This window comes from Shewanella fidelis ATCC BAA-318 (assembly GCF_000518605.1).
GTDB classification, from domain to species: domain Bacteria; phylum Pseudomonadota; class Gammaproteobacteria; order Enterobacterales; family Shewanellaceae; genus Shewanella; species Shewanella fidelis.
Genome location: NZ_KI912461.1, coordinates 62,354 through 88,454 on the forward strand (window position 1 = coordinate 62,354; position 26,101 = coordinate 88,454).

The following is a 26,101-nucleotide window of genomic DNA, read 5'->3' on the forward strand; positions in this document are numbered from 1 at the left end:
CTTTTATGATCACAAACCTGTTTTACATCAAAAATATGATCTTCATTCCCTTTTAAACTCCTGTTTCAATATTTTTGGAGCATCCATATGGAATTACTGTGCCCCGCGGGCAATCTCGCATCATTAAAAACCGCCCTCAATGCAGGTGCTGATGCGGTCTACCTCGGTCTTAAGGACGATACCAACGCACGGTCGTTTGCAGGATTAAATTTTACCCCGAAGAAACTCCAGCAAGCCGCCGAATTTACTAAGAAGTGTGGCAAGAAAATATTTCTCACCATCAACACATTTCCAAAGCCTGGGGAAGAAAAGCGTTGGCACCAAGCAATAGATCTTGCTGCCGATACGGGTGTGGATGCCCTAATCGTTGCCGATCTATCGTTACTCGATTATGCACACAGTCGTTATCCACATCTGCCGTTACATCTATCGGTGCAAGCAAGTGCAACCAATTTAGGGGCGCTAACGCTCTACAAGCAGGAGTTTAATATCGAGCGCGCGGTGTTGCCGCGAGTATTATCGATGAAGCAAGTGCGCGATCTTGCTAAAGTCACTCCGGTCGATTTAGAGGTATTTGCCTTTGGTAGCTTATGTATCATGGCTGAAGGACGTTGCCATTTGTCATCATACGTAACCGGCCAGTCACCAAATACAGGAGGCTCTTGCTCGCCTGCCAAACATGTGCGTTGGCAAGAGAGTAACAGCAGCCGTTTAACCTTACTTAATGACGTATTAATTGATAAGTCTGGTCTCGATGAGCAAATGGGTTATCCGGTTGTTTGTAAGGGTCGTTATACCACTGAAGATAATGATACTCCGCAACACATTCTCGAGTCGCCTACTAGCTTAAATACCTTAAGCCTGCTGCCTGAGCTCGCTAAAGCTAATGTCGTCTCACTAAAAATTGAAGGTCGTCAACGCAGCCCTGCCTATGTCGAACAGGTAACTAGAGTTTGGCGTGCAGCGATTGATAGTTATCTGGCCGCACCAGAAAAATATCAAACTCAGCCAGCGTGGCAGCAAGCGTTAGCAAAAGTTGCAGAGGGACAAACAACCACTCTTGGTGCTTACGAGCGTAACTGGCAATAAGGACAAACCATGAAAACATCACTAGGCCCTTTACAATATTGCTGGGAAAAACAAAAAGTAAACGAGTTTTATCAGCAAGTGGCTCAAAGTAATATTCCTTTAGTTTACTTAGGTGAAACCGTTTGCAGTCGTCGTCGACAACTGAAATTTGCCGATTATTTTGCCATCGCGCAAATGTTAAAAGCGGCTGGCAAACAAGTCGTACTGTCAACTTTAGCGTTATTAGAGTCACCGTCTGAATATACCGAGCTAAAAAAGCAAGTCGACAATGGCGAGTTCATTATAGAGGCTAACGACATGGGCGCGGTACAAGCTGCTCGTGAGTTGAAACTGCCATTTGTTTGCGGCCCCAGTATGAACAACTATAACTTTGCGACCCTTAAAAAGTTACATCAATGGGGCATGCAAAGATTTGTAATGCCTATTGAGTTATCAAAGGAGTGGCTTGCTCATGTGATTGCAACTGAAACGCCTCCGCCTTTTGAGGTTGAAGTGTTTGGTCATGGCTATTTGCCGTTAGCGCATTCGGCACGCTGTTTTACCGCTCGTCAACAAGGGCTGCAAAAAGATGACTGCCAAATTGCTTGTTTAGCTCACCCTAAAGGTTTACTTGCACAAACAATGGATGAGCAACCACTGTTAAGGCTTAATGGTATCCAAACCCAATCAGCAAGCTTAATCGACTTATCCGCTGAAGTTGAGCAAATGAGAACGCTCGGTGTAGATTACTTTAGAGTATCGCCTCACAGTCTCAGCAGTATTGAAGTTGCAGAGACTATTTTGAGCCAAGCGACATCAGATAAAAGCTTAACTTGCAATGGATATTGGCATCAAGCTGCAGGCTTTAATCAAATTGCGCCTCAGTAATAGCGAGTAACTAGCTATCACAGCTAATGAATAGAAAACTTTACTAACAAGTATTAGTGATTTTCAGTGCTAAAGCTGTTAATCACTAATGCGCTCCATAGCAAAAAGGTCGCCAAGCCAACCCATTGAGAAATCGCAGGCCACCATATTTCAGGCCGCAGCGGATCAACTAACATTTCAGTATAAAATGCTCTATTCCCCTCTGTCAGATCAAACTCAAACCAAGGTAGTACAATAAACGCGCCCATAACAACAAATGCCATGGCTGTAATGACTTTGGTTAAAAAAGAAGGCTGACTAGCAGGGACTCGCAATAGATAGACCCCATAAAACAATGCGCTTAAGCAACCGCAGACAAAGAAATATTTAATAGCAATAATGTGTAAATGGTAAACATTAACTGGAAATAACCCCATGGCTGACAAAGATAAAAAACTCAAGCCAAAACAAATAAAAAAGCACAAACGCCAAGGAGAACCTGTTAGCTGCATGCTCAGCAAACAACTCAGTACCACACACAAACCACCAAAAAACAATCCGCCATTCATGACTACAGCATATTGAAAGCGACCGTAGCTACCCAGCTCGCTCAATGTATGATTTAAAAAATTAAACCCGGCACCATCAAACTGTTCAAACATCGCAATAGACAAGGCAAGCCCAAGTAGCTGACCAAAAATCCCTAAGGCACCAAATCTAAACGCTAACTTCGACACTTTTATTTGTTTATCAACCAGCATAAGTTCCATTTGATCGTGTTGTTGAAATAATAGCCAATAGCCTGAATATCAGTAGCTCAACCACTCGCTCACAAGTATGACACTAGTGCTATTTTTATAACCTATAGAACTTGCTTTCAAGATGAATGTTATAAAAATTAAACACTAGTCTAGAAAACATAGAATAATTAGTGAATAACCCCAAAGATAAAGATAAAAAGTTCCCACAAGTTTTGTAATTGAATTTCCTGAGAAAAAATCAACTCTAACATTTCAAACGAATGTATTAATGGGATACTCTATGCCGTGTGTTAATGCATTGATAAATTATTGCAATGCTTATGCTGTCACAGGGATCAATAATAATGACAATAAAAAGAGCAAAAATAATAGATCAGGAAGTCGTTCTAAACACCCAAGACCAACTGATCTCAACCACAGATAAACGCGGGGTGATCACCTACGTCAACCAACGCTTTATCGAAATATCTGGTTTTAGCGAACAAGAACTTATCGGCCATAACCACAATATGGTTCGTCACCCAGATATGCCTAAAGCCGCATTTAAAGAGATGTGGAGTAAGCTAGCCTCGGGCCAATCATGGCGAGGAGTGGTCAAAAATCGTTGTAAAGATGGCCGTTATTATTGGGTTGATGCCTTTGTCTCACCACTTTTTGATAAAGGTCAACTTATTGGTTATCAGTCTGTACGGGTTAAAGCAAGTCCTGAACTCATCAGCCGTGCGAGCGCTATTTACCAGCGTTTAAACCAAGGCAAGCGTGTTGATGACCCTCTTAGCTTAACTAATAAACGCATACTGTCAGTACTCTCTGCAACCACAGGCTTAGTTGCTGCGGGCATAATCTGGGGATGGGGAGTAATAATTGCGGGCATAGTATTAATGGCCGTGAATTTGGCCATATTTTACGATGAAGCCTTTAGAGTACCGGCAAGATTAATGAAGATGAAGCAAGAATATGACTCTATTAGCCGCTTTGTTTACTGCGGACGAGATACGTCATCTTTATTAGATTTCCAACTGATGATGAAAGACGCCAAACTTCAGGGCGTGCTTGGACGCTCACAAGATAACGCCGAACATATTGAAGATATTGCCAGTCAACTTATTGCCGCTGCCGAGCAAACTCACGTAGGCTTAGATATAGAAAACCAACAAATCGAGCAAATTGCCAGTGCCACTGAAGAGATGGGGGCGACCATTAATGAAGTGGCGAAAAACACGCAATCAACATCAGATAGTATCAAAGACACTTATCAGATCTGTCACGACAGTCGTGAAAAAATGCAGAAAAATGCAATCAGTATCAGTAGCTTATCCAACTCAGTAGCCGATGCAGCAGCCAATGCTCATTTATTAAATAAAGAAGCAGAAGAAGTGGCCAGTGCGATGACCGAAATTGATGCGATTGCCGAACAAACCAACTTGCTTGCCCTTAATGCAGCAATTGAAGCTGCAAGAGCTGGAGAGCAAGGGCGTGGTTTTGCCGTAGTCGCGGATGAAGTCAGAGCCCTTTCAAGCCGTACTCAACAATCTACCACTTCAATATCCAAAAGCGTTGATAAAATGTTCACCATGCTCAACCAATGGTCGCAACAAATGGATCATAGCAAGTCTCAGGCATTATTATGCAGCGAGGATGCAGAAATCTCCGCACAAAAAGTCGATGCTATCTATCAGTCAATGAAGGAAATCCAGCAATTAGCCCTACAAAATGCGGTAGCTGCCGAACAACAAACACTCGTGGTTGGTGAGATAAATCAAAATATTAGCCAAATTAGCCAAGCCTCAAGTGAAAACCTATGCGCTGTAACCTTAGTTGAGGACTCAGTCAAAGAGTTAAAGTTTAATGCTGAAAAAGCAAAATCCCTGAGAAAAACATTTAGTTAATTCTTCTGTAAACCACTCATCGGCCGTTAGTTTCTATCAATAACGGCCAAGACAAACCACAACAAATCAACCAGCAGTTAACATTTGCAAACATATGTTTTCAAAAGAATTAACGCTAAAAAAGTTTTGTGCTTTTTTACAAACTTCCGATACAATATAAGTAATCATAAAGAACTAATAACTATTCAGTGGTAGTGAATTACACTACATAATAATAGTCATCATTAACTTAGAAAATTGGATGATGAGGCTATCATTGACTAACTATTGAATGGTTATTCAATTATTTATCTGTTTATGCATAAACATTGGTTTATAGTCATTAAGCAAATTTTGTTATTTAGGGTGTAAATAAAGTGCAAGAAAAACAAACCCACAGTATCAAGACAATACTGACCTTCATCGTCCCATCTCTGATTGGTCTTATGTTGTTTATGCTGCCAGTTAACTATAATGACTCGCTGACAATCCCTATCGCGATTATTTCTAAAGGCTTACAAAGCCTACTAAGTGATGTACTTGTTGGCATAGTGACTGCAATTGTTGTGTTCACCGCAACCGCAACCTTACTAACCAAGGCAATTAAGCCTAAGTTTATTGTTGAACAGCACTTTTTAAATTCACTATTTAACGTCAGCCCTATCTGGGCTGTGGTTCGCGTGCTTGGTGCTATCTTTATCGTACTCACCTACTTTGGTTTCGGTCCTGAAGCCATTCGCTCTGGTGGTACAGGCGCACTCGTACTAAACGATTTATTACCCGTACTGTTCTCGGTTTTCTTATTTGCCGGAATGCTACTGCCATTACTGCTTAACTTTGGCTTACTAGAACTGCTTGGTGCAATGCTAACTAAAGTCATGCGCCCTATTTTTAACCTTCCAGGCCGCAGTGCTATTGACTGTATGGCGTCTTGGTTAGGTGACGGTAGCGTGGGCATTTTAATGACCAGCAAACAATATGAAGCACGCTTTTATACCCAAAGAGAAGCGGCGGTTATTGGTACAACTTTCTCTGCCGTTTCAATTACTTTCTCATTAGTGGTCATTTCTCAAGTTAAGCTAGAGCACCTATTTGTGCCGTTTTACTTAACCGTGTGTTTAGCTGGTTTTGTCGCCGCAATTGTCGTACCTAAGCTACCACCACTATCGTGGAAAAAAGATGTCTACGTCGATGAAACGCCACGTCATGCAGACGATGAAGTTGTGCCTGCAGGCTTTAACGTATTCTCTTGGGGTATGCATCAAGCCTTAAATAAAGCCTCAAATGCAGGCGGGATTAAACACACTTTAGTTGATGGCGTGAAAAACGTTATCGACATGATTTTTGGCGTGATCCCAGTCGTTATGGGTATCGGTACTATCGCGCTAATGATCGCTGAGTTTACCCCAATCTTTGAATATTTAGGTATGCCGTTTATTCCGTTACTTGAGCTATTACAAGTACCTGAAGCTGCAGCTGCATCTAAAACCATTATGGTCGGTTTTGCAGATATGTTCATTCCTGCAATTTTAGCCAGCTCTATCGAATCTGATATGACTCGCTTTATTATTGCAACCTTATCTGTAACACAGCTTATCTACATGAGTGAAGTCGGTGCGCTACTGATTGGTAGTAAAATCCCAGTTAACTTCTTAGAACTGTTCGTTGTATTCATTCTAAGAACCTTAGTTACTCTGCCAGTTATCGCAGGGGTTGCACACTTTATCTTCTAAGTGTAAACACAGGTAACATTATCAAAGGAGCGCCTTGCGCTCCTTTTTTATTCCTGCCCGTTTATCACTACACGCGCTGTCATCAACGCGCCATAAATTGTTCATCAATGGGTCAATTTCTACTTTTACTCTAGTTGCAAATCAGGATTGCAATGGCCCATCCATGAGTATCAAGCCTACAAATACTAAACGTGCAACCTCTTCCCAAGCTATACCGCCGATAGCAACATTAAAGAAAAAACCAAGTTACCATGCCATTTGGTTGTCAGATGTGCACTTAGGCAGTAAAGACTGTAAAGCTGAGTATCTACTACAACTGTTAAAACAGGTCGATACCGATTCTCTATACTTAGTGGGAGATATCCTTGATGTATGGGCCTTAAAACGCCGAGTGTATTGGCCAGAATCCCATAACAAGGTGCTACAACAACTGCTTAAAATGGCACGCAATGGAGTCAAAATTGTCTACCTTCCCGGTAATCATGACGAAACACTCAAACCCTATAGCGGTTTTCATTTATGGGATCTGTCTATCGCTAACGAATATATCCATATCGGTGTTAGCGGTCGCAAAATACTGATGTTGCATGGTGACCAATTTGACGGCGAGGTTTGCGTAGGACGAGCCTACGCCAAACTTGGCGATCACCTTTATGATCTTTTGCTATGGCTAAACCGTTGCTTACATCAAGTGCGTGGCTTAATGGGTTACCCCTACTGGTCGTTAGCTAGCTATATAAAACTAAAAATCAACAAGGCACAGCAAGCAATTAGTGATTACCAAGCTGCAGTAAGCCGTTATGCGAATATTAAAGAGGTCGATGGGGTTATTTGTGGCCATATTCATCAACCTGCGCTTGAACACAAACACGGCATCCTTTATGCCAACGATGGTGACTGGGTAGAAAACTGCACTTTGATTGCCGAATCCATGCAAGGTGAGTTTCAGCTTTTAAAGTGGGATGAAATTAACGCCACTACCCAACTCATAAAATCTTTCTCATTTGACAATAACCAGCAGACAGCTCAGCGGCATGTTGCTTAGTCAACTAATGCAATCGCTATACTGAACACTTATTATTTAGGTATCACTATGATATTTACCGTCGACAAAGTAGTAGCAAACAACCTGCCTAAAATTAATCAAACCCCTTGGCTATCAACACCGACTAAAGCCATGTTACGTTACTTGCTTAATGAAAAAGAGTGTAATGAGATTGCCAGTAAGTTTAGTTATTTAAAAGGCGTCGATTTTGTTGAGCAAGTATTAGCGAGCTTCAACTTTAACTATTCAGTCCCTAATAGCGAAGTAGAGAATATCCCCAGTGAAGGGCGAGTGGTTATCTATGCCAATCACCCCATTGGCTCGCTAGACGCTTTAGCCATGATCAAACTCATCAGTGAAGTTAGACCTGACATCAAGGTCGTTGCCAATGAGCTACTCATGGCCTTAGAGCCGCTACATTCAATATTACTGCCGGTGCGCAATATGACCGGCGGCACTCCCAAACAACATTTAGACAATATCCACAAACATTTAAAAAATGAGGGCGCAGTTCTCATCTTCCCTTCAGGAGAAGTCTCTAGGCTACGTCCGCAAGGCGTTGTCGATCTGCATTGGCACTCAGGATTTGTCAAAATAGCTAAAGCTTGCCAAGCACCGTTATTACCTATGTACGCTGATGCTAAAAACTCAGCGACATTTTATGGCGCATCGATGCTCTACAAACCACTTGCCAGCTTATTGCTTGTCAAAGAGATGTTTAAACAAGCACAAAAAACCATGCCAATACGCATAGGCGAACTGATCCCCAAAGAAGCACTAATCAGCAATGACTTTCAGCTTAAAACTAAGGTAAAACTGCTCAAGAATCACCTTTACCGCATAGGTAAAAACCGCAGTCCGCTGTTTAAAACTCAAAATGCAATTGCTCATCCAGAATCTCGTGGTGAACTACAGGGCGCACTACAACAGTGTGAGTTACTGGGTGAAACCCAAGACAGTAAAAAGATCTATCTTTACCGCCACAATGAAAGCAGTCCGATTATGCGAGAGATAGGTCGATTACGCGAAATAGCCTTTCGTGCTGTGGGTGAAGGCACAGGTAAACGTCGAGATCTCGACCAATATGATGCCTATTATTTGCACTTAGTGTTGTGGGACCCTGAAGCACTCGATATTGTCGGCTCTTACCGTTTTGCTGGTGCCAAGCAAGTCCACCAGAAGTACGGAAAAAATGCACTATATAGCCAAAGCTTGTTCGAGTATAACCCGGAGTTTGCAGCGTATTTCGAGCAAGGGCTAGAGCTTGGGCGCAGCTTTGTGCAACCTAAGTATTGGGGCAAACGCAGTTTAGACTACCTGTGGTTTGGTATCGGTGCCTTTTTAGTCCGTAACCCTGAATATCGTTACCTGTTTGGCCCGGTATCATTAAGCGATAACGTCCCTGAAGCTGCGAAGGAAAAGCTCATCCATTTTTATAAAACGCAGTTCGCCTGTCCAAAGTTACTAGCAAGCTCATTTAACCCGTATAGTTTGTCACCAAGTCGTGAGGCAGAATTAACTAAGCTATATGACGGGCTAGATTATAACCATGGTTTTAAGCTACTCAAACAAACCATGGCGAGCATGAACAGTGCCGTACCCGCACTATTTAAACAGTACGGCGAACTCTGTACACAGGGCGGCGTACAGTTCCTCGATTTTGGTATTGATCCCGAATTTGGTGATTGTATCGATGGTTTAGTGTTAGTTGATACTCACAAACTCAAACCGAAAAAACGCAGTCGTTATTTAGACTGTCATTTACCAGAGTTGCATGTCGAAAACTGAACTTAAGGGTTTATAGCTGAAAACAAAAATGCCAGTCATTAAGGCTGGCATTTTGTTGCATTTCGAGTAGTCAGTTGAGAATTAAATCGCCCAACCGCCCATGTAAAACACCACAAGCCCGACAGTAATCGCTAACACACCCGGCTTGATTAAACGCCATTCACCGCTACAAATACGACCAATCACTAGCGTTACAAAGCCAAGCATAATACCTGTTACGATATTACAGCTCAGAATAATAAATACCGCACAAGTTAAGCCAGCCATAGCATCGACTTTGTCATTAAAATCGAGCTTAGTGACATTACTTAACATCAATAGGCCAACATACATTAAGGCTGGTGCTGTTGCATAAGCAGGAACCAGATAGCTTAACGGTGCAAGGAACATCATCAGTAGGAACAGCAAACCAACGATTGTTGCTGTTAATCCTGTTTTACCACCAGCTGCGGTACCCGCTGCAGATTCAATATACACTGCTGCTGGTGCGCCGCCGACTGCACCCGCAAAAATGCTACTAACAGAGTCAGAGGTTAGTGCTTTACCACCACCAACAATATTGTCTTTCTCATCTAACAACTCGGCTTGACCAGCTACCGCACGAATCGTGCCTGTGGCATCAAAAATTGCCGTCATAACTAGCGCGAGTACAATCGGTAATACAACAGGATTTAGCGCCCCCATAATATCCATTTGACCAATTAATGATTTATCAGACATCAGATCTGGTAATGCAAAGAAACCCTGATAGGTCACACTTGGATCAAATATTAAACCAAATACAGATAACGCAATAATCACTAATAAAATGCCACCCGGCACACCGCGACGCTCTAGGCCGATAGTCGCAGCTAAACCAACAATGGTCGCTATCACTGGCAAACTATGAATATCACCGAGTGCAACTGGCAGGCCTGTATCATTGGCCACAATTAGCTTCACGCTGTTGGTAGCAATCAATAATAAAAATAAGCCGATACCAATACCTGTACCGTGAGCAATACCTTTAGGTAGATTAGCCAACACCCACTGACGAATACCGGTAACACTGACTAAGGTAAACACGATACCCATTAGGAAGATAGCACCTAAAGTCACCGGAATGGAGATCCCCTGACCTAGCACCATGCTAAATGCAGTAAACGCAGTGAGAGAAATTGCACAACCAATTGCCATTGGCATGTTTGCCCATAAGCCCATGAGTAATGAGCCAAAAGCGGCAATTAAACAGGTCGCAACGAATACGGCTCCGGTATCAAAACCAGCAGCACCTAACATATTCGGCACTACGATCACTGAATAGACCATAGCAAGAAACGTCGTCAAGCCTGCAATGACTTCACACCTTAACGTACTGCCGCGAGCGGTAATATTGAAATAACGATCCAGAGCTGAATCTGATGGAGTTGTAGCGCTTGTTAGAGTCTGATCAGACTTCATAATTGTTATACCTTTTGATCTCTTAAATTGGGTAAAACCAACTTAGGTAAGTTGGTTACTCGGCTATGGCAGGTAGAGCCCCAATTCAATAGATTGGGTGAGAGATCCACTTACACTTAAAAAAGCGGCAGTGACCTGCGAGCAATATGCCTGGTAAAATTTACTCTTACCAACACAGCCTTTGTTGGCGCGGAGTGTACAGCAATCAGCAGCTGGGAAATAGCCAACTAAGATCTTTTTTGATTCGTATCAACAAAAAAATGCCCAGCAAAGCCATTTACTGGGCATCTTAGTGATAATTGCAAAGTGTGACACAGCTAAATCAGTAACCATTAACAATTTAACGGCGCTTTTTGCCACCTAATGCTCGTTTTTTAGCTCTTTGTCTTTGCGCCGCTTTACTATTTTTACGGCTTGGCTGTTCCATCTTAGTTAAGTCAGGCTCAAAGCCGGGTAGCCACTGTTGTGGTAAGCGCTTATCTAGTACGATTTCAACTTCTTCAAGTAGTAAGGCGTCGTCTTCGCTGTAAAGAGTAATTGCTTTACCTGTGTTGCCGGCGCGGCCTGTACGGCCAATTCGATGCACATAATCTTCAGCAACAAATGGGATTTCATAATTAACGACCACTTTAAGCTCAACAATATCTAAACCACGTGCAGCCACATCTGTTGCCACTAATGCTTTAATCTTGCCTTGTTTAAAATCATTCAGCACCTGCTCACGCGCACCTTGACCTAAGTCGCCATGAAACGCTTTAGTCTCTATACCAGCAGCTATCATCTGTTGGCATATTTGATCAGCCGTTTGTTTTTTACGGCTAAAAATCAATACCTGATGCCAGTCATGCTTAGTTATCAGATGGCTAATCAAGGCTGTCTTGCGTTCGCTATCAACCGCATAGACAATTTGCTCAACATTGTGGGCAGCACTGTTAGCCTTATCAACTTCAATTCTTATAGGCTTTTGCAGTAATTTTTTGCTTAAATCATAGATCGCCGAGCTAAAGGTTGCTGAAAATAACAGGGTTTGCCGCTTAGCTGGCAACTGTTTCAAAATAGCGCTTATCTCGTCCATAAACCCCATATCAAGCATACGGTCAGCTTCATCAAACACAAGATGCTCTATGGTTGTAAGATCGAGTGAGCCACGTCGAACATGATCCAGTAACCGTCCAGGAGTTGCCACAATGACATCAACGCCCGCGGCAAGTTTACTGGCCTGCGCATCAATACTCACTCCGCCATAAATCACTAAGCTATTTATGTCGGTATTCACCGCATACTGGCTAATATTGGTATTAACTTGTACCGCTAACTCACGGGTTGGCGTAAGCACGAGTACTGAAGCTCGTCGTCTATTTGATTCTCGGTCAGCCTTTTCAAGTAACAACTGCAGTAATGGCAAAGTAAAAGCGGCGGTTTTTCCGGTACCCGTCTGTGCACTCGCCATAAGATCATTACCAGCCAATATTGCAGGGATCGCCTCTGCTTGAATTGCCGTTGGCTGCTGATAGCCTTTTTCGGCTAATACACTTAGAAGTTTGTCACTTAACGCAAGTGAAGAAAATGACACGCTGGCGGTCCTTGATAAAAACGGTTTGATTGAAGCCAAGTTTATCAGAAAAAACCATAAAACCTGCAGTATCTTCAATGAGCAATTTAGCCTATTCCCCCCTGCAAAAGCGATTTACCTTTCCCAGCCTTATGCCGATAAGGCCAGTGTTTGGTGATATAGGTCACAAGCGCAACAAGCCGCGATTAATAAATAGCCCGCAACTTGGTATCGATCACAGTATGGCCGAGCAAAAAGTAGACAATAACGCTCCTTTTTTGTCAGCTAGTAGGTTTTGCGGTTTAGTGTTCGAGTTATCACATCAAAGTTTATTCTGGGTACAAGCATTAGGCTTTGTGTCGATGGCCATCGGATGGTGGGCCAATGCACAGAAAAGCGATCAACAGCTTCTAAGCGGCAACCTAATTGCGTCAGGATTAACTGCAATTCACCTCGGTTTATTAGGCAGTAATCTGGGACTATTTAACCAATTACTCAATATGCTGCGCTTTGCAATATGTCGTAAACGGGTAACTCGTGCTAAGCGCAGCTCAATTTACTTACCTTTAGTATTTGCTAGCCTCGCTTTTTTACAGGGATTACTGTGGGCAAACCATTGGACAGAGTGGTGCGCAGTTGCCAGCGCCGTATTAATGAGTTTTGCACTATTCTATGCCAAAGGCTCAGAGTTACGTATCGCAATGCTAATGAGTAATCTATTGAATTTGACCTTGTCAGTATATCTTTTATCGTGGTCAGGCATCGCCTACCAAGTGATTACTATTGTCATTTTAAGTTACAGCTTAATACCCGTAAAAACACTCAATCACAGCACCAAACCAGCTTGTTGATGTAAATATAATGACTTTTTATTAACCATAAATTTGTATAAGCACAAGTAGTTAGCTTATCATTGCCGCAATTGACAATATAAAAACAAACCAAAGGAACTTGCTGCAGTATAAAGTACTGTCACAGGTAGCATTGATATGGATGAGAGACGACAGTTTTCAAGGTTAAACTTAACCTCTGATGCAAAACTGATTAGTGGCAATAATCGCTGGCAGACTCAGCTTTTAGACATCAGTCTCCAAGGTGCGCTTGTTAAGCAGCCTTGTGATTTCCCCGTAGCACCAGATCAACTCACACTTGAGTTTATGATCCACGACTCTGATATTTGTGTGCAGATGCGAGTGCGTATTGTGCACAAAAAAAATCAGCTGCTCGGCTTAGCTTGTTTACACATTGATGTCGAAAGTATTAGCCATCTGCGCCGACTACTTGAGCTCAACCTTGGTGATGCCTCACTGTTGGATAGAGAATTAGAACGACTATTTAGTATTTCAAGCGCAGATTAACCATCAAAAAACACCGCAGCTCACTACGGTGTTTTTTCGTTTAACAGCCCCTAATTAATCAACTCAAGCAACTCGTGGATCGTTTTCACCGGAATGATTTTCGCTCCAGCGCCTTCCATTGATTTATGGTAGTTACGAAAAGGGATAAAAATCTCAGTAAAACCATGCTGAATAGCCTCGCGAACTCGAGGCACACCACTATCAATTGGACGCACATCGCCATTGAGGCTCAACTCCCCCATAATGCAAGTGGTTCTAGGCACCACAAAATCATTCAAGCTGCTGAGCAATGCGGTAACTAACGCTAAATCGATACAAGTTTCAGACTCATCGATTTTTAATCCACCGACCAAGTTAAAATAGGTGTCATGGAAAATCTTGGTTTTGGTATGCTTGCGTAAAATCCCAGTCAACATTTTAATCCGGTTCATATTCAAGCCGACACAGACACGTTGCGGAAATTCAGCCTCTGTTTCTGTCGTCAAACACTGGATCTCAAGCAGCAAATTACGATTACCTTTACGGATACAGGTAATGGCCGCACCGGGAGATTCAGTTGTAGAACCAGAAAGAAAAATTTCACTCGGGTTATCTACACTTATCATTCCCCGTTCTGTCATCTTAAAAATACCGACAGTATCAACATCACCAAAGCGGTTTTTGTTTGCCCGCAGTGTACGAACTTGGCCATCGTTACACTCAATATGGGTTAAACAGTCGACAATGTGAATTAAGGTTTGTGGACCCGCAGTTTCATTGTTTTTATTCACATGAGCCACGAGAAACATGGTCACGTTATTTTGCTTACAGTATTGAGTTAAGGCTTGCGCACTGCCCTTAACTTGCGATGGAGAGCCCGGACTACCATTAGCTAAATCGGTAACCACAGCTTGAATCGAGTCAATCACCGCAAACTTAATTTTCTTATCTTCAAGCTCTGCAATTATGGCTTCAACACTGGTTTCAGCCATTAAATAAAGGTTGTCTTCATTGCAATTAAGCTTAAGCCGATTAACCCGGTTTTTAAACTGCGATAAAGATTCTTCAGCGGTACAGTAAAGTGACGGCATCAACTGCGACATTCGCGAAACCAAATCAGATAAAATCGTTGTTTTACCCGCTCCAGGATCGCCAGAGATAATATTAACCGATCCTGTTGTTAAGCCACCGCATAACACGCGATCAAGCTCACCAATCCCAGTGAGCATTTTCTCTGCTTCAAACTCTTCAATTTCGTTAAGTTTCTTAGAGCCACCACCAACTGAGCCAGCATAACCAGCAACAGCAGCTCGCGCAGGCTTAGCTGTTGAGATCTGAAGTTCACTAATGGTGTTCCACTCTTTACAGGCACTGCACTGCCCCTGCCAACGCGGAAAGTCTTGCCCACACTCATTACATACAAACGCTGTTTTATTTTTTGCCATAACCGCTTCTAAATTGCATAAATCAGTAAAGTAACGACTAAATATGCCGATACTTATATAATACACGGGGCACAAACCATCCCCTTTATGTTATTGCCATTGAGCCTATCAGCCATTGGCCTTATTCGCACCCAAAAAGAAGTATTTAATGACGTTAGATCTGCACAAAGCTTTAGTTGAACAGTTAAAACCTTTATTGATGGAACCTAACTTCCAAGAGTTATTCGATCAACTAACCGCAGATGAAACTAATTCAACTCGCTTTCTACTAAAAATGGAACTGACGCGTATTGCTTCAATATGCACACGCAACATAGATCTGCGTAATAAAACAGAACTTGAATGTGAAGAGTTTCAATACGCTGGACAACGCCATTATCTAGATCAGCCAGCAAAAGAGTGTTTTACTGAAGCGCTTGCGCTATATCGTGATGAATATACCCTTGGGGTTTATGAACAAGTAATCAATAGCCATAAACAACGCATTCTCAAACAGCGTAAATCTAACCAGCTAAACAGTATTAATGTTAGCGAAAGCTCACCTTTTGTCGCTAAGGGCGTTGTTCTAGGCAGTTATTTTGCCCGCTCAGAAGAGCGCATGAATTACAGCATGCGCATCAGTGTCACTCAAGGCCAGCATACACTAACAGGTATTACAGCTGATCTTTCCGTTGGCGGCGCACGAGTGCGCCTGCCTGTAAAGCACCACTTAAGAACCAGTCAGCCAGTCCGGATGAAACTGATTGAGCTCAGTGACGAATATTACCATAAAGATCTGCAACAAGGCGTTGATTACCAAATTGTTGATATTGAACAAAATCAAGAGTTTAGTTGGTTAAGATTAAAACGAATATCCGGTTCTGAAGCGCTATCTGAGATGCTGAGTAACTTGATTAAAGGCTATAAGTACCGCTACAAAGTGAATGTTAACGATGTACTTGTCAGCACTAAGGGACTAGGTTTTGAGCGCTATTACTTACCTCATTTACCTCATATGCCGCTGTTTTTAGAGCAAGTAACCAATACTGATGGTGAGCAACAACATCAATTGAGTCACAAACTACTCAGCCGTGATAACCAAGGGATCTGCCAATATTTCAAAGATGAAGATGATATCAGCCAGCTAACTGAGTTTTTAACGCCGGCGCGGATAAAATTAATCTTAGAGTCTGACGACAATAGCGACCATTGCCAACTATTTAGCTTTGTGTTTACCGCCCAAGGCGGCAAATATTTTTATACTGCCAGCTTAGCGGAGCTGAAAGCTAAAAACTTATTAGCGCTATTTTTAAGCTTTGCCGCAGCCAAACCAAGTTTTAGAATATTTCGTGTAACCAAACACGAGATTGACCATAAACAATCTTATAAAGCTTGTGTTCTTCCGGGAGACGAGAGCCGCTACTCACCTAAAACTGAAGCTCAGCTAGCAAAATTTAGCCATGTATTACAACTCATGGACACCACTGGAGCGGCAGCGGATGAACACTATCAAATTTGGGAACAAGTACTTAAAAACAGTGAACATATAGCCAATGCTAATGAACTAAAAGCCTTCGGCCAAACTAAGGTTCTTCAACACGCTATCACGCTCATTTCACTGCAATTTAATGAACGGCGTAATGAGTCACGTTTTGCCTTTAAAACTGCGGTATTGCTTAACCAAGGTAAGTTAAATGCCATCGCCGCAACAGATGATATATCTAGCCGTGGCATGAAACTAACGTTAACTGAACCTGTTGAATTTAATCAAGATGAGCCGATAGCAATAAGCTTTCCTAAGTTACAAACACTGGCGGGTAAAACATCACTAGAGATGTTGCCCTATCGCCTATTGCATACACGTAAAAATGGAGTAACACTGCATTTGGTTGCCCAAGTCGGGCATACACCTCATATGGGGGTTGAGTTTTTAAATCGGTTAATTAAGCAGAACAGAGAAAGGTTACAGCAACTAACTGAAGGCCATAATGAATTTAATGAACTGGCTGATGGCATGAAAAACATAGCAGTACGTAAACTTGCATCGGTTCCTTATTTTCTAGAGCGTACTGCCAAGTCCGCTTTTATCTCGACCTTAGGTATAGGTACGGAGCAGAATCATATTGCTAACTTATTTGCATCTAAGCGCCATGATACGTTGGCCTATGATTTAAGCCCTTTATTGCTTGAAGATAAATTGAAACGCGATTTCATTGCGCCAATTCGTGCGATGAAACCTCAAGATCCATTGCAGTGTTTTGAGGTTTTTATCCAGCTATCTCGAGGATCACAAGGCAAAATGAAGCTGCGCTGTATCACAGCGACAGAACTGCCTGAACGCAAGCAACAACTGAACTTTATTAATCAAAGCCAAGAGTTGGGCGAGTTTATTGCTTTGCGCGTATATCGCGGAGCTACCGGCAAACCGGATTTAAACTATATTCAGCGAGAACGCGATTACTTAACTAAACATGCCTCCCACAAAACCAAAAAGCTAGAAGAGCAACTTTGGAATATCATTGGTGTTGGTGAGTTTCTAGATATCACAGCTGAAGTGTTATTAAGGTTCCCAGAGCAGCATCAACTACTGAATAATGCATCGACTGCAGTTGAGTGAGTACTAGGGTAACAGCAGATTAAGTCATTAATACTTAATGACTTAATCACCAATCATTCGATATTTTAATTCCGCCATAACTTATTAATCAGTTTTATGTTTTATTACCCGCAACATAAAACCGACGACAACCAAATTGATTAGCAACACAGCAGCTGTCAGCAAATTCGGCTTATGGAATAGTTCATACAACTCAAAAGGCAGATATATCGCGCCACTAAGTAGTGCAAACCATTCAGTCCAAACTAAGCTGTGCCATAGACCATAAGCTTCCACAAAACGGATCAGCGCATAGAGACTAGCACCGAACATCACTAACTGGATATTCCCCGCTGTAACCTCACCCGCTTTACTTACAACCTCCTGAACCAAATGATTTGCAGGATTGAGATGTAAATGCGCAATTAACGCCTCAACAACTTGCTGAATATTGTCACCAGCCAGTTTATGCAGTTCAAAAATAACTAAGACCGTTATCAACCCTTTGGTAGCTTCAAGCAAAGCAACCGCTTTTAAACCTCTATTTACTGAAGACATACACTGCTTACTTTAAGTGAGGAGCCACAGATAAAACTGCGTAACTCGAAAATCGACATCTACTTATTTTACGCCAATTCAACCAATTTAAGCGGCTTATTAATTCGCTTTAATGGGTGTTTTTATTTGCTGTAAAAAGCGGCACAAAAAACCGCCATTTACCGTTTATATCAGCCAAATTGAATATCAAATGAACACAGGTTAACAGCGGATGAACTGAAGATGTATTTTTATTAATGAAAGGCGATAGTTAATTAGCCTTTTGAGATCCTGATGTATAGTGCTGACACCAGCAAATAACGCATAAAATTGGCTAGCTCACTGCCTTTTTTATCGATAAAATGCTAAAACATGCAAGACAGTTAAGTAGCCATCTCAATCCCATAGAGCGTAAGGCACACGGCTTGAGATATAGGCCCATTTAGGAACACCGACAATGCTAGATTCATTTGTCTCAGTTATTACCGCTCTTTGGCACCAAGATTTTGCTTTATTACAAAGCCCTGGCAGTGCCGCCATGATTTATCTTTGTATTTTCACCTTAATTTGGCTAGAAAGCGCCCTTTTACCCGCAGCACCTATGCCCTGTGATAGCGTGGTGATTTTATCAGGAAGTTTAGCTGCAGCAGGAATAATCAGCCTACCCTTAGCATTTCTTGCCTTACTTGTTGCTGGCGCTACAGGTAGCTGGGTAGCATTTATTCAAGGTAGATGGTTACATCGTTTACCCAAAATCCAACGTTGGATAGATGCCGTCCCCGAAAAGCGAATGGTAACCGTAGATAAGCTGCTTAATCAGCATGGCTTACTCGCATTATTTATCGCACGCTTTATACCTGTTGTACGCCCATTACTGCCATTAATGATGGGCTTACATGTTAAAAACGTCGCTCATTTCCACTACTTTGCGTGGTTAAGTGCAGCCAGTTGGAGCGGTTTACTTTTAGGCTTTGGTTATGCCTTATCTTATCTACCTGAAAATATCGCCAAGTTTGTCACTATGGCATTGATTATTGCCCCAGTCGTCACCTTAGCGATAGCCATTGTGAGTTTACTAAGTAGCTTTATTATTAAGAAAAGACGCGCTAAAAAGTCGATAGTGGCCGAAATGATTCAAGAAAGTGTGTTAGTAAAGCCGCAAAACATCATGAAAGAGCCGGTTGAATAATACTAAAAAAAACATAAAGCCCTGTAATAACAGGGCTTTTCACATCTACCATCACCTACAACCATCCTTAATACCAATTAGTATAACTCCTATACCCATATAGTCGTTCTTTAATCGTATTCATCGCATCAGACCTCCTTGAATGGTTCATATCCCTTGTATATGCCTGCAACATAAAACCTATATAGCTCGTAACGAGACCAGAGCATAGTGGAGCTAAGCCCTCTTTATTTATTATCAGGACAACTAAAGCCGCCACTCAGGGGCGTTTTTAACGGCCAAACTCGACAATGAATAGTTTTTATACCAATCAGTATAAACATTTAGACACTCAGCGAGAGTTTAGCGGTTTTGAGGCAAGGTCATTAAGTGCTCCTGCTTTAATGACATTCGCTGCATCTGACCTCCATGGATGGAGGGAATGTCTTATGTATGTCTGGAACATACAAGACCATGCAGATCGCAACGAGTGAAGAGCATAGTTGTTCTACGTTCGAGCTCGTTAACACGGCATCAGAATCGCTAAAACTCGCCATTCTGGAGCGTTTTTGGCTGCCTAATTCTGCGTTGATTAGCTTTATAAGGGAATAACCATTATTGCAGCTATTCGCCTTGAATTAGTTTGCCAAAAACCGCTCTGAGTTGATCAAATTCTTGTACTGATTGGTATTAAACATTATTGCCACTATTGGCCTTGAATGAGTTTGCGCAAAACCGCTTATCTGTGACAACAAAAAAGCGGCTCGATGAGCCGCTTGATGATTAAGATGACTTAACAGTGATTAGGTTAGCTGATATAACTTTGGCCGGCATATACCACGAAGTGGCGTAGTGCTAACACACCTATGATGGTGCTACACGATACCGTTATCAAAAAGCCCTTAGTGTGACGCCAGGCTTTCGGGGCTAACGTACTTGCAAGTACTGGTACCACCAAACCTAAACCAACTACACCAATCCAAAATACACTTGCCCAAGTGCCTGTGGTAATGGCTGCGGTTGCCGCCTGAGCTGCAGGGCCTGAGAAGTTAAGACCAACAAACAACAACACCAAACATAGTGCTTCGTTAAAAGCTACTGGATACTCAATGCGGTGCACTTGTTCGATACAATCAGACTCTTTTTTGCTAAAGAACAGAGTCGCAACCAAGATGTTACCCGCTGAACCAACAGATAGTGCCGACGCCAAGAACAGGGCTGGTAATACCGCGGTGTTCAAAATTGGGTAGCTAATCAAAGCTGAAAGCAAGAAACCTGTGTAAACGCCAACACCTAGACCGAGGGCGAAAATCAGCTTATTGAGGCTATTTTCGACTTGGCGACATACTTTAAGGATGCCTGCTAACCAAGGGGCATATTGCAGTACTTGCTTTTCAAACACGAGTGCAGCGAATACGAACACCAGTGGGATATAGATAAGCAGTGCAATTACCCCCCAAGCCATAACAGAGGTCAGGTTATAGTTAAGCAAAATATGGTAGAACTCAAATGGTTTGGTTAAGTCCAATACCAACAGTGCCATACCTAAGCTGATGGCTACCGGGCCAATAATGGCTGCGGCTTTAATCACAGGTAGCCCTTCAGTAGGTTGGCCACGACTCTGCTTGTACCATTTCAGACCAATAGCCACCAGCATTGAACCCGCTGATAACCCCGCCATAAACAAGTAGACTGCGATGATCCAGTTCCATACTACCGGATCGTATTGCTCCATTGAGCCCCAGATATTGTTCATGCTTTGATCCCTCCTTTACGGCTAGGAATACGGTAAACTCTCGGTTCTGTACCTAGGTTTACCTTTTGTTGGTAGTGAGGTTTAGTATCTAACACTTTACGCACTTCAGAGTTCAGGTCGTTGGCGTCACCAAAGGTCAGAGCTTGGGTTGGGCAAACGCTAACACAAGCTGGCTCTTCGCCACGTGCTAAGCGTGTCTCTTTACAGAAGTCACACTTGTCCGGCACCCGAGTCTCTGGGTTAATAAAGCGGACCTTGTATGGGCAAGCAGCAACACAGTACAAACAACCTACGCACTTTTTCTCATTGATAGAAACAATGCCATCAGCGTTCACATAAGCAGCACCTGTTGGACATACTTTGACGCACGGCGCATTTTCACATTGCTCACAGGAAACGCGGTTATATTTAAAATGTAAGTGTGGGAAGTTGCCATATGGTCCCTCGATTCTCACCTGAATACGAGTTACCGACTCAGGCACATTGTTTTCACTGCGGCAAGCCACGTTACACGCTTGGCAGCCAATGCACTTGTTTTCGTCGTGCACTAGAACATAACGCTTAGTCATAATTAACTCCGATTAAATCTTGGCAACTTTAACGCCGGTAGTGTGCAGGTTCATGCCTGTCACCGGTGAAGTCACATGTGGAAGTAAGTTACCGCAATGCACACCTTTACCAGTGGCGCGAGCAAGTTCTTTGTTCTTTGAGCCACAGCCCATATAAGCAAATACCGTGTCAGGACGAATACCTGGGGTCACTAATGCATGGCCTTCTTCACTACCCGTATCGTTATAAATACGGATCTTGTCGCCACTGGAGATGTTTAACAGCCCAGCTGTAATCGGGTGGATCCACAGGGCGTTATCTGACATCAAATTTGCCAGCATAGGCACGTTTTGCGTGGCTGAGTTGGTGTGTACGGCCACCTTACCCTGAATGAAAAATAGCTCATCGGCTTTTTTCATGGTCACTTCGCGGTAACGGATCACGCCGCGGCCCGGTGCCATTTTTTCAACTTTATCCGAACTCAATTCAATCTTGCCACTTGGTGTTTTGAAGCTTAAGTGACTAGCATAAGTGCCATCTTCATCAACGGGCTTAGCGTTTGGATAGCTTGCTGCAAAGGCACTAACCATACTGCGCTCGCGTAACATTAGCGGCTTACCAAAACTGACAAAACCTTCATCTTTGATACGGCGCAGTAAGTTAACGTCACGTTGCACTTGGAAAAGTTGCAGGGTTTCCATGTTTTCCCATGGGAAAAACTGACCTTGGCCTAACTCATCTGCAAGTTCTTTCCAGATCTGCCAGCTTGGTTTAGTGTCACCAATGGTTTCAACTACGCGTTGACGTACATAGTAAGCAGGGTTCTTACCTGATTTATCGGCAATCTCTTCATCACGCTCAAGGTAAGTTGATTCAGGTAAGAAGATATCTGCATAAGCTGCAGACTCACTGATGTAGATATCGCAAGCCACCACAAAATCAAGCTTTTGCAATGTTTCCACAATGCGAGCTCTGTCTGTCATGGTTTGCATTGGATTTGTACGGCTCATAACCCAAGCACGTAACTGATACGGCACCGCATCAAGGGTAGCGTCGAGAATCGTTTGATAAATACCGCCAGAAGACCAAGTCATGGCGTATTGCTCATCAACCATATCGATACGCTTAGCATCAATTTTAGGCATGCCATCTACACCCGGCTTAGCTAAGGTCGGCGCAACTTTGTCTCCAGCAAATTTATTATAGCTAGCTGCCTTTTTACCAAAGTACAAACCACCTTTACGCTCAATATTGCCCACCAACACGTTGGCAGCATAAAGTGCGCGGCGCATTTCAAACTCTTCAGTGGTGAACGATGAACGGTGACCAAAATCCACCAGCGCATGGGGTGCTGCAGCGGCGTATTCATGAGTAATACGGCGAATATCTTCAGCAGGCACATCACTGACAGATTCTGCCCATTCTGGCGTGTAAGCGTTTACTTCTTTGGCGAACTCGTCAAAACCTGTGACGTATTGCGCAACAAACTCTTTGTCGTATAAATCGTCTTTAATCAATACATGGCAAATCGCTAAAGCAACTGCTACGTCTGTACCCGGTTTGATCGCGTACCACTCATCGGCTTTATCTGCCACAATTGAGAAACGTGGTTCAAACACTACTAGCTTGGCGCCTTTTTCCATCTGCGCATTCATCATGCCTCGGGTCTCAGACATGTTAATGCCTTCGTATAGGTTATGACCGAAGTTGATGATGTACTTAGAATTGCTTAAATCACGCTTTATTTTGCCACCAAACATCGCCTTAGCTGCGATGACATAACTTCCCGGACAAGTTGATGCATGGGTAAAGGTATTTGGGCTACCAAAAGCTTTCGCTAAGTGAAATAGATGACCAGACAAAGAACCAGACTTAGATGAAAAGGCCACACTTTGTGCACCGTGCTCAGCTTTAATTCGATTCAGATTCTCTGCAATCGTACGGTACGCTTCATCCCACTCAATCTCTTGCCAGTTACCTTCACCGCGTTCACCAACACGCTTTAATGGCTTAACAATACGTTGCTTGTCATATAACTGGCTATGGCCTGCACCACCACGAGCGCATACTGCACCGCCAAATGATTTAGCATTCGCATTACCTAGAATCGATACGTTTTTACCGTTAACAACGCGTGCTGAGATAGGACAGCGGGTTGAGCACATTTCACAAATACTTGCGACAGACTCTGCACTGCCTTGCAGCTCAGAATGGCCAAGGGCAGCCAAAGAGCCTGGCAGCGTTGCTAATGCGCAAGTCGCTGTACCCGCTCCGGCCCCTTTAATGAAGGTTCGCCGATCTAGTTTCATGTTAAATCTCCCAATGACAATGATCCTTAGCAAAACGGCAAGTAGGGCACTGGATTAATCGCGATTGGCAATCAACCTATTTGCTAAGGTTTTCATCATTGTTATTGAGGAGGATGAGATTGAATATTGTGGTAAACCACATACCGACAGAGTGGAAGGTGGGTTTGTGAAGCAATTCACAGTTCATTTTTACGCCAACATAACAAGTAAATACTGTAAATTGTGGTAAACCACATTACGTAAAAAAGATGATTTTTTTGTAGGTTTGCCTCCAATAAAAGCCAAAATGTGCGCTAGACTGACAACAGTCTATAGCGCACATTTGTATATGGTGGCTTATCTCATCAGCCTGATTTCGTTAAACAACTGCTTGCTCGCTACCGCGCTTTCTAAGGCTCAATGTTGCCACACAACCCGTTATATCGTCAGCGCGATTAGCTAGCGTGAATCGCCCCTCATGCTCTTTAATCACTTCATTACAAATTGCTAAACCTAAGCCTAACCCGTCCACTTTAGTGGTATAGAAAGTGGCCATTAGGGTATCAGGTTCAATACTAAGGCCGGGGCCATTATCAATAATAAAAATGTTGACCTGATGCTCTTTAAAATCGAGTTCGATATTGATTTTGCCACTGCGAGCATTATCTGAATCAGCAATGGCATCAACACTGTTCTTAATTAGATTAATCAGAACTTGCAGTAACCCTACTCTATCGGCGGTAATAAAAAACGGCTCACCGTTAATTTGGGTACTAATTTGGATATCTCGCCTGGCCAACTCTAAACGCAGTAACGAGGTACTTTCTTCAACTAAGGTAAGAATATTAACATCAACCATCACCGCCTCACGGCGCTTTAGTAGTCCTCTTATTCGATGCACAACTTCGCCTGCACGAGTCGACTGCTTATGAATTTTCTCCAGTAGCTCAATACAAGCTTGTACATCGGCTTGCTCTTGCCCTTGCAAGCGCATTATGCCGCCTTCGCTATAACTGGTAATCGCTGCTATCGGCTGATTAATCTCATGGGCAAGCCCTGCACCGATTTCACCGACAATGGAGGCGCTTTGTAGCCTTTCTAAGGCAATTGCTTGCTGCTTTAACTGCCGCTCAGATTCAATAAGTGAATTACTTTTTTGGTGAAATCGATACTCAATCCATAAATGATAAAGAGTTGCGATAATAAAAATAAGTACTGATAAAATCCCCCAGTGACGATTGTCTTCAAGCCACTGCTTAACCGAATCCCAACGGCTATGCTCGGGAGAAGCCACGTGTAACTCTTTAAACAGCTTAATCACCGCCAGTTGACTAATAGGCGACGTCCAGCCCTTAAGTTGTGCTGCAATTGCCGCAGGATTGTCGGCAGTTAACTCTAATAACGCTTGGGTAATCGCTTTGGTTAAATTGGTATCAACACTTTCTGTGGCAGCAAATGACCAGTTTGGATACAGATTGGTACTGCACTGACACTCTATCCCTTCTGGCCGGCTCGGATTTAACACACGATAATCTGTGCGCCGAATAAGCCCACGAGCAACCATGTCCTCTAACGTACATAATGGCGTGATAGCAGCATCAACATTGCCATCACGCACTTGGTAAAGCAGTGGATCTAGCGGAAAACCTAAAAATTTAGTTTGCCCAAAAAATGTTGTAGGCTCCATTCCCAAGCTATGCATGAGGCCCACGGTTGCTTGATATCCCCCTAGCGCGTGTGGATCACTCGCTGCGACTATCTTACCTTTTAAGTCATATAAGGTGCGGTAATCACTATTAGCGCTAACGATAATAGCCGAGCCAATGGCAGAGGTGGTGCCGTTATGGCGTTTTGAACGCATGGTTGCAAGCCATGAGAGTGGATATTGATTAGATAAATATAAATATTGGCCTGGATTGGTGATAATAAACTGAATTTGCCCTAGTTCCATCGCCAGGTTTAGTGCTTCAAAATTACCAGGATAGACATGAAACTCGGCGCCGGGCACTTGCTTATTAAGGTATTGCATCATCGGTGTCCAACGCTCAACAGCTTGTTGATGACCCCAATTTGCCAGCACACCAACATAAAACTGTTTAGGTTTAGCCCAAGCGCTAGTTGAAAATAATAAAACAAAAATACAAAGCAAAATTTTTGGCAACTTCATTCACTTAACACTCAATTAAAAGCCAACTAAATCACGGTGAAATATAGGCGTTATCAAATATAACGCCTGCACCGACACCTGTTATAAATTGAATACAGATTGATTAGCAATAGCTTACGCTAGGCGGCTAAGTTCCCTACGTGACCCAATTCATGCT

19 protein-coding genes are annotated in these 26,101 nt (G+C 42.8%); 10 read left to right on the forward strand and 9 right to left on the reverse strand.

Annotated elements, in window-relative coordinates; all coding sequences use genetic code 11:
• Positions 1-87: 87 nt before the first annotated feature.
• Positions 88-1,089 (forward strand): ubiquinone anaerobic biosynthesis protein UbiU, encoded by a 1,002-nt coding sequence (gene ubiU, locus L884_RS0119725; RefSeq protein ID WP_028769103.1) that lies wholly within the window; start codon positions 88-90, stop codon positions 1,087-1,089.
• A gap of 9 nt (positions 1,090-1,098) precedes the next feature.
• The gene (locus L884_RS0119730) at positions 1,099-1,956 is read left to right on the forward strand and encodes a U32 family peptidase (protein ID WP_028769104.1); all 858 of its coding nucleotides are present in this window, start codon (positions 1,099-1,101) and stop codon (positions 1,954-1,956) included.
• A 53-nt stretch (positions 1,957-2,009) separates the two neighbouring features.
• On the opposite strand, the gene L884_RS0119735 is transcribed toward L884_RS0119730, so the two are convergent.
• Entirely contained in the window at positions 2,010-2,705 is a 696-nt protein-coding gene (locus L884_RS0119735; RefSeq protein ID WP_245603170.1) for a DUF998 domain-containing protein, read from the reverse strand.
• Positions 2,706-3,040: 335 nt separating this feature from the next.
• Here L884_RS0119735 and L884_RS0119740 point away from each other — a divergent pair, with 335 nt between their 5' ends.
• The 4 genes from L884_RS0119740 (at position 3,041) to olsF (ending at position 9,130) form a co-directional block, all read left to right on the forward strand.
• Positions 3,041-4,585: a methyl-accepting chemotaxis protein gene (locus tag L884_RS0119740; RefSeq protein WP_084221477.1), complete on the forward strand. Its 1,545-nt coding sequence runs from the start codon at positions 3,041-3,043 to the stop codon at positions 4,583-4,585.
• A 425-nt stretch (positions 4,586-5,010) separates the two neighbouring features.
• Positions 5,011-6,297, forward strand: coding sequence for a YjiH family protein (locus tag L884_RS0119745; protein ID WP_245603176.1), 1,287 nt, complete (start codon positions 5,011-5,013; stop codon positions 6,295-6,297).
• 163 nt (positions 6,298-6,460) lie between these two features.
• Positions 6,461-7,342: a UDP-2,3-diacylglucosamine diphosphatase gene (locus L884_RS0119750; RefSeq protein ID WP_028769108.1), complete on the forward strand. Its 882-nt coding sequence runs from the start codon at positions 6,461-6,463 to the stop codon at positions 7,340-7,342.
• 48 nt (positions 7,343-7,390) lie between these two features.
• Positions 7,391-9,130, forward strand: coding sequence for a bifunctional ornithine lipid synthase OlsF (olsF, locus tag L884_RS0119755; protein WP_028769109.1), 1,740 nt, complete (start codon positions 7,391-7,393; stop codon positions 9,128-9,130).
• Positions 9,131-9,211: 81 nt separating this feature from the next.
• Here olsF and L884_RS0119760 read toward each other — a convergent pair whose 3' ends face one another.
• The gene (locus L884_RS0119760; protein ID WP_028769110.1) at positions 9,212-10,570 is read right to left on the reverse strand and encodes an NCS2 family permease; all 1,359 of its coding nucleotides are present in this window, start codon (positions 10,568-10,570) and stop codon (positions 9,212-9,214) included.
• A gap of 340 nt (positions 10,571-10,910) precedes the next feature.
• Entirely contained in the window at positions 10,911-12,143 is a 1,233-nt protein-coding gene (locus L884_RS0119765) for a DEAD/DEAH box helicase (RefSeq protein WP_028769111.1), read from the reverse strand.
• A 77-nt stretch (positions 12,144-12,220) separates the two neighbouring features.
• Between L884_RS0119765 and L884_RS0119770 the strand changes: the two genes are divergently transcribed.
• Both L884_RS0119770 and L884_RS0119775 read left to right on the forward strand, forming a co-directional pair.
• Positions 12,221-12,973 carry a YgjV family protein gene (locus tag L884_RS0119770; RefSeq protein ID WP_245603171.1) on the forward strand — a complete coding sequence of 251 codons (753 nt, stop codon included), beginning with the start codon at positions 12,221-12,223 and terminating at the stop codon, positions 12,971-12,973.
• A 138-nt stretch (positions 12,974-13,111) separates the two neighbouring features.
• Positions 13,112-13,480: a PilZ domain-containing protein gene (locus L884_RS0119775; RefSeq protein ID WP_028769113.1), complete on the forward strand. Its 369-nt coding sequence runs from the start codon at positions 13,112-13,114 to the stop codon at positions 13,478-13,480.
• A 50-nt stretch (positions 13,481-13,530) separates the two neighbouring features.
• Here the strand turns inward: L884_RS0119775 and radA are convergent, their stop codons facing one another.
• Complete coding sequence (gene radA / locus L884_RS0119780; RefSeq protein WP_028769114.1) at positions 13,531-14,904, reverse strand: DNA repair protein RadA; 1,374 nt, start codon at positions 14,902-14,904, stop codon at positions 13,531-13,533.
• A 148-nt stretch (positions 14,905-15,052) separates the two neighbouring features.
• Between radA and L884_RS0119785 the strand changes: the two genes are divergently transcribed.
• A complete protein-coding gene (locus L884_RS0119785) occupies positions 15,053-17,500 on the forward strand; it encodes a PilZ domain-containing protein (RefSeq protein ID WP_028769115.1) in 2,448 nt (815 codons plus the stop codon).
• 84 nt (positions 17,501-17,584) lie between these two features.
• On the opposite strand, the gene L884_RS0119790 is transcribed toward L884_RS0119785, so the two are convergent.
• Entirely contained in the window at positions 17,585-18,037 is a 453-nt protein-coding gene (locus tag L884_RS0119790; RefSeq protein ID WP_028769116.1) for a DUF2127 domain-containing protein, read from the reverse strand.
• Positions 18,038-18,473: 436 nt separating this feature from the next.
• On the opposite strand from L884_RS0119790, the gene L884_RS0119795 reads away from it, so the two are divergent.
• On the forward strand, positions 18,474-19,205 hold the full coding sequence (locus L884_RS0119795; protein WP_028769117.1) for a DedA family protein: 732 nt from the start codon (positions 18,474-18,476) through the stop codon (positions 19,203-19,205).
• Positions 19,206-19,992: 787 nt separating this feature from the next.
• Here the strand turns inward: L884_RS0119795 and nrfD are convergent.
• From nrfD to L884_RS0119815, 4 genes are all read right to left on the reverse strand, one after another.
• Positions 19,993-20,940 carry an NrfD/PsrC family molybdoenzyme membrane anchor subunit gene (gene nrfD, locus L884_RS0119800; protein ID WP_028769118.1) on the reverse strand — a complete coding sequence of 316 codons (948 nt, stop codon included), beginning with the start codon at positions 20,938-20,940 and terminating at the stop codon, positions 19,993-19,995.
• Positions 20,937-21,509, reverse strand: a complete 573-nt coding sequence (locus tag L884_RS0119805) for a 4Fe-4S dicluster domain-containing protein (RefSeq protein ID WP_028769119.1) — start codon at positions 21,507-21,509, stop codon at positions 20,937-20,939. Before L884_RS0119805 ends, nrfD begins: the two co-directional genes overlap by 4 nt.
• A gap of 12 nt (positions 21,510-21,521) precedes the next feature.
• Positions 21,522-23,798, reverse strand: coding sequence for a thiosulfate reductase PhsA (phsA, locus tag L884_RS0119810; protein ID WP_028769120.1), 2,277 nt, complete (start codon positions 23,796-23,798; stop codon positions 21,522-21,524).
• A 358-nt stretch (positions 23,799-24,156) separates the two neighbouring features.
• Positions 24,157-25,944: a sensor histidine kinase gene (locus L884_RS0119815; protein WP_245603173.1), complete on the reverse strand. Its 1,788-nt coding sequence runs from the start codon at positions 25,942-25,944 to the stop codon at positions 24,157-24,159.
• Positions 25,945-26,101 lie beyond the last annotated feature (157 nt).

Excerpts from the sequence above, each read along its gene's own strand:
- ubiU (WP_028769103.1), top strand. The coding sequence starts at position 88 with ATGGAATTACTGTGCCCCGCGGGCAATCTCGCATCATTAAAAACCGCC.
- L884_RS0119730 (WP_028769104.1), top strand. The coding sequence starts at position 1,099 with ATGAAAACATCACTAGGCCCTTTACAATATTGCTGGGAAAAACAAAAA.
- L884_RS0119735 (WP_245603170.1), bottom strand. The coding sequence starts at position 2,705 with ATGGAACTTATGCTGGTTGATAAACAAATAAAAGTGTCGAAGTTAGCG.
- L884_RS0119740 (WP_084221477.1), top strand. The coding sequence starts at position 3,041 with ATGACAATAAAAAGAGCAAAAATAATAGATCAGGAAGTCGTTCTAAAC.
- L884_RS0119745 (WP_245603176.1), top strand. The coding sequence starts at position 5,011 with ATGTTGTTTATGCTGCCAGTTAACTATAATGACTCGCTGACAATCCCT.
- L884_RS0119750 (WP_028769108.1), top strand. The coding sequence starts at position 6,461 with ATGAGTATCAAGCCTACAAATACTAAACGTGCAACCTCTTCCCAAGCT.
- olsF (WP_028769109.1), top strand. The coding sequence starts at position 7,391 with ATGATATTTACCGTCGACAAAGTAGTAGCAAACAACCTGCCTAAAATT.
- L884_RS0119760 (WP_028769110.1), bottom strand. The coding sequence starts at position 10,570 with ATGAAGTCTGATCAGACTCTAACAAGCGCTACAACTCCATCAGATTCA.
- L884_RS0119770 (WP_245603171.1), top strand. The coding sequence starts at position 12,221 with ATGAGCAATTTAGCCTATTCCCCCCTGCAAAAGCGATTTACCTTTCCC.
- L884_RS0119775 (WP_028769113.1), top strand. The coding sequence starts at position 13,112 with ATGGATGAGAGACGACAGTTTTCAAGGTTAAACTTAACCTCTGATGCA.
- radA (WP_028769114.1), bottom strand. The coding sequence starts at position 14,904 with ATGGCAAAAAATAAAACAGCGTTTGTATGTAATGAGTGTGGGCAAGAC.
- L884_RS0119785 (WP_028769115.1), top strand. The coding sequence starts at position 15,053 with ATGACGTTAGATCTGCACAAAGCTTTAGTTGAACAGTTAAAACCTTTA.
- L884_RS0119790 (WP_028769116.1), bottom strand. The coding sequence starts at position 18,037 with ATGTCTTCAGTAAATAGAGGTTTAAAAGCGGTTGCTTTGCTTGAAGCT.
- L884_RS0119795 (WP_028769117.1), top strand. The coding sequence starts at position 18,474 with ATGCTAGATTCATTTGTCTCAGTTATTACCGCTCTTTGGCACCAAGAT.
- nrfD (WP_028769118.1), bottom strand. The coding sequence starts at position 20,940 with ATGAACAATATCTGGGGCTCAATGGAGCAATACGATCCGGTAGTATGG.
- L884_RS0119805 (WP_028769119.1), bottom strand. The coding sequence starts at position 21,509 with ATGACTAAGCGTTATGTTCTAGTGCACGACGAAAACAAGTGCATTGGC.
- phsA (WP_028769120.1), bottom strand. The coding sequence starts at position 23,798 with ATGAAACTAGATCGGCGAACCTTCATTAAAGGGGCCGGAGCGGGTACA.
- L884_RS0119815 (WP_245603173.1), bottom strand. The coding sequence starts at position 25,944 with ATGAAGTTGCCAAAAATTTTGCTTTGTATTTTTGTTTTATTATTTTCA.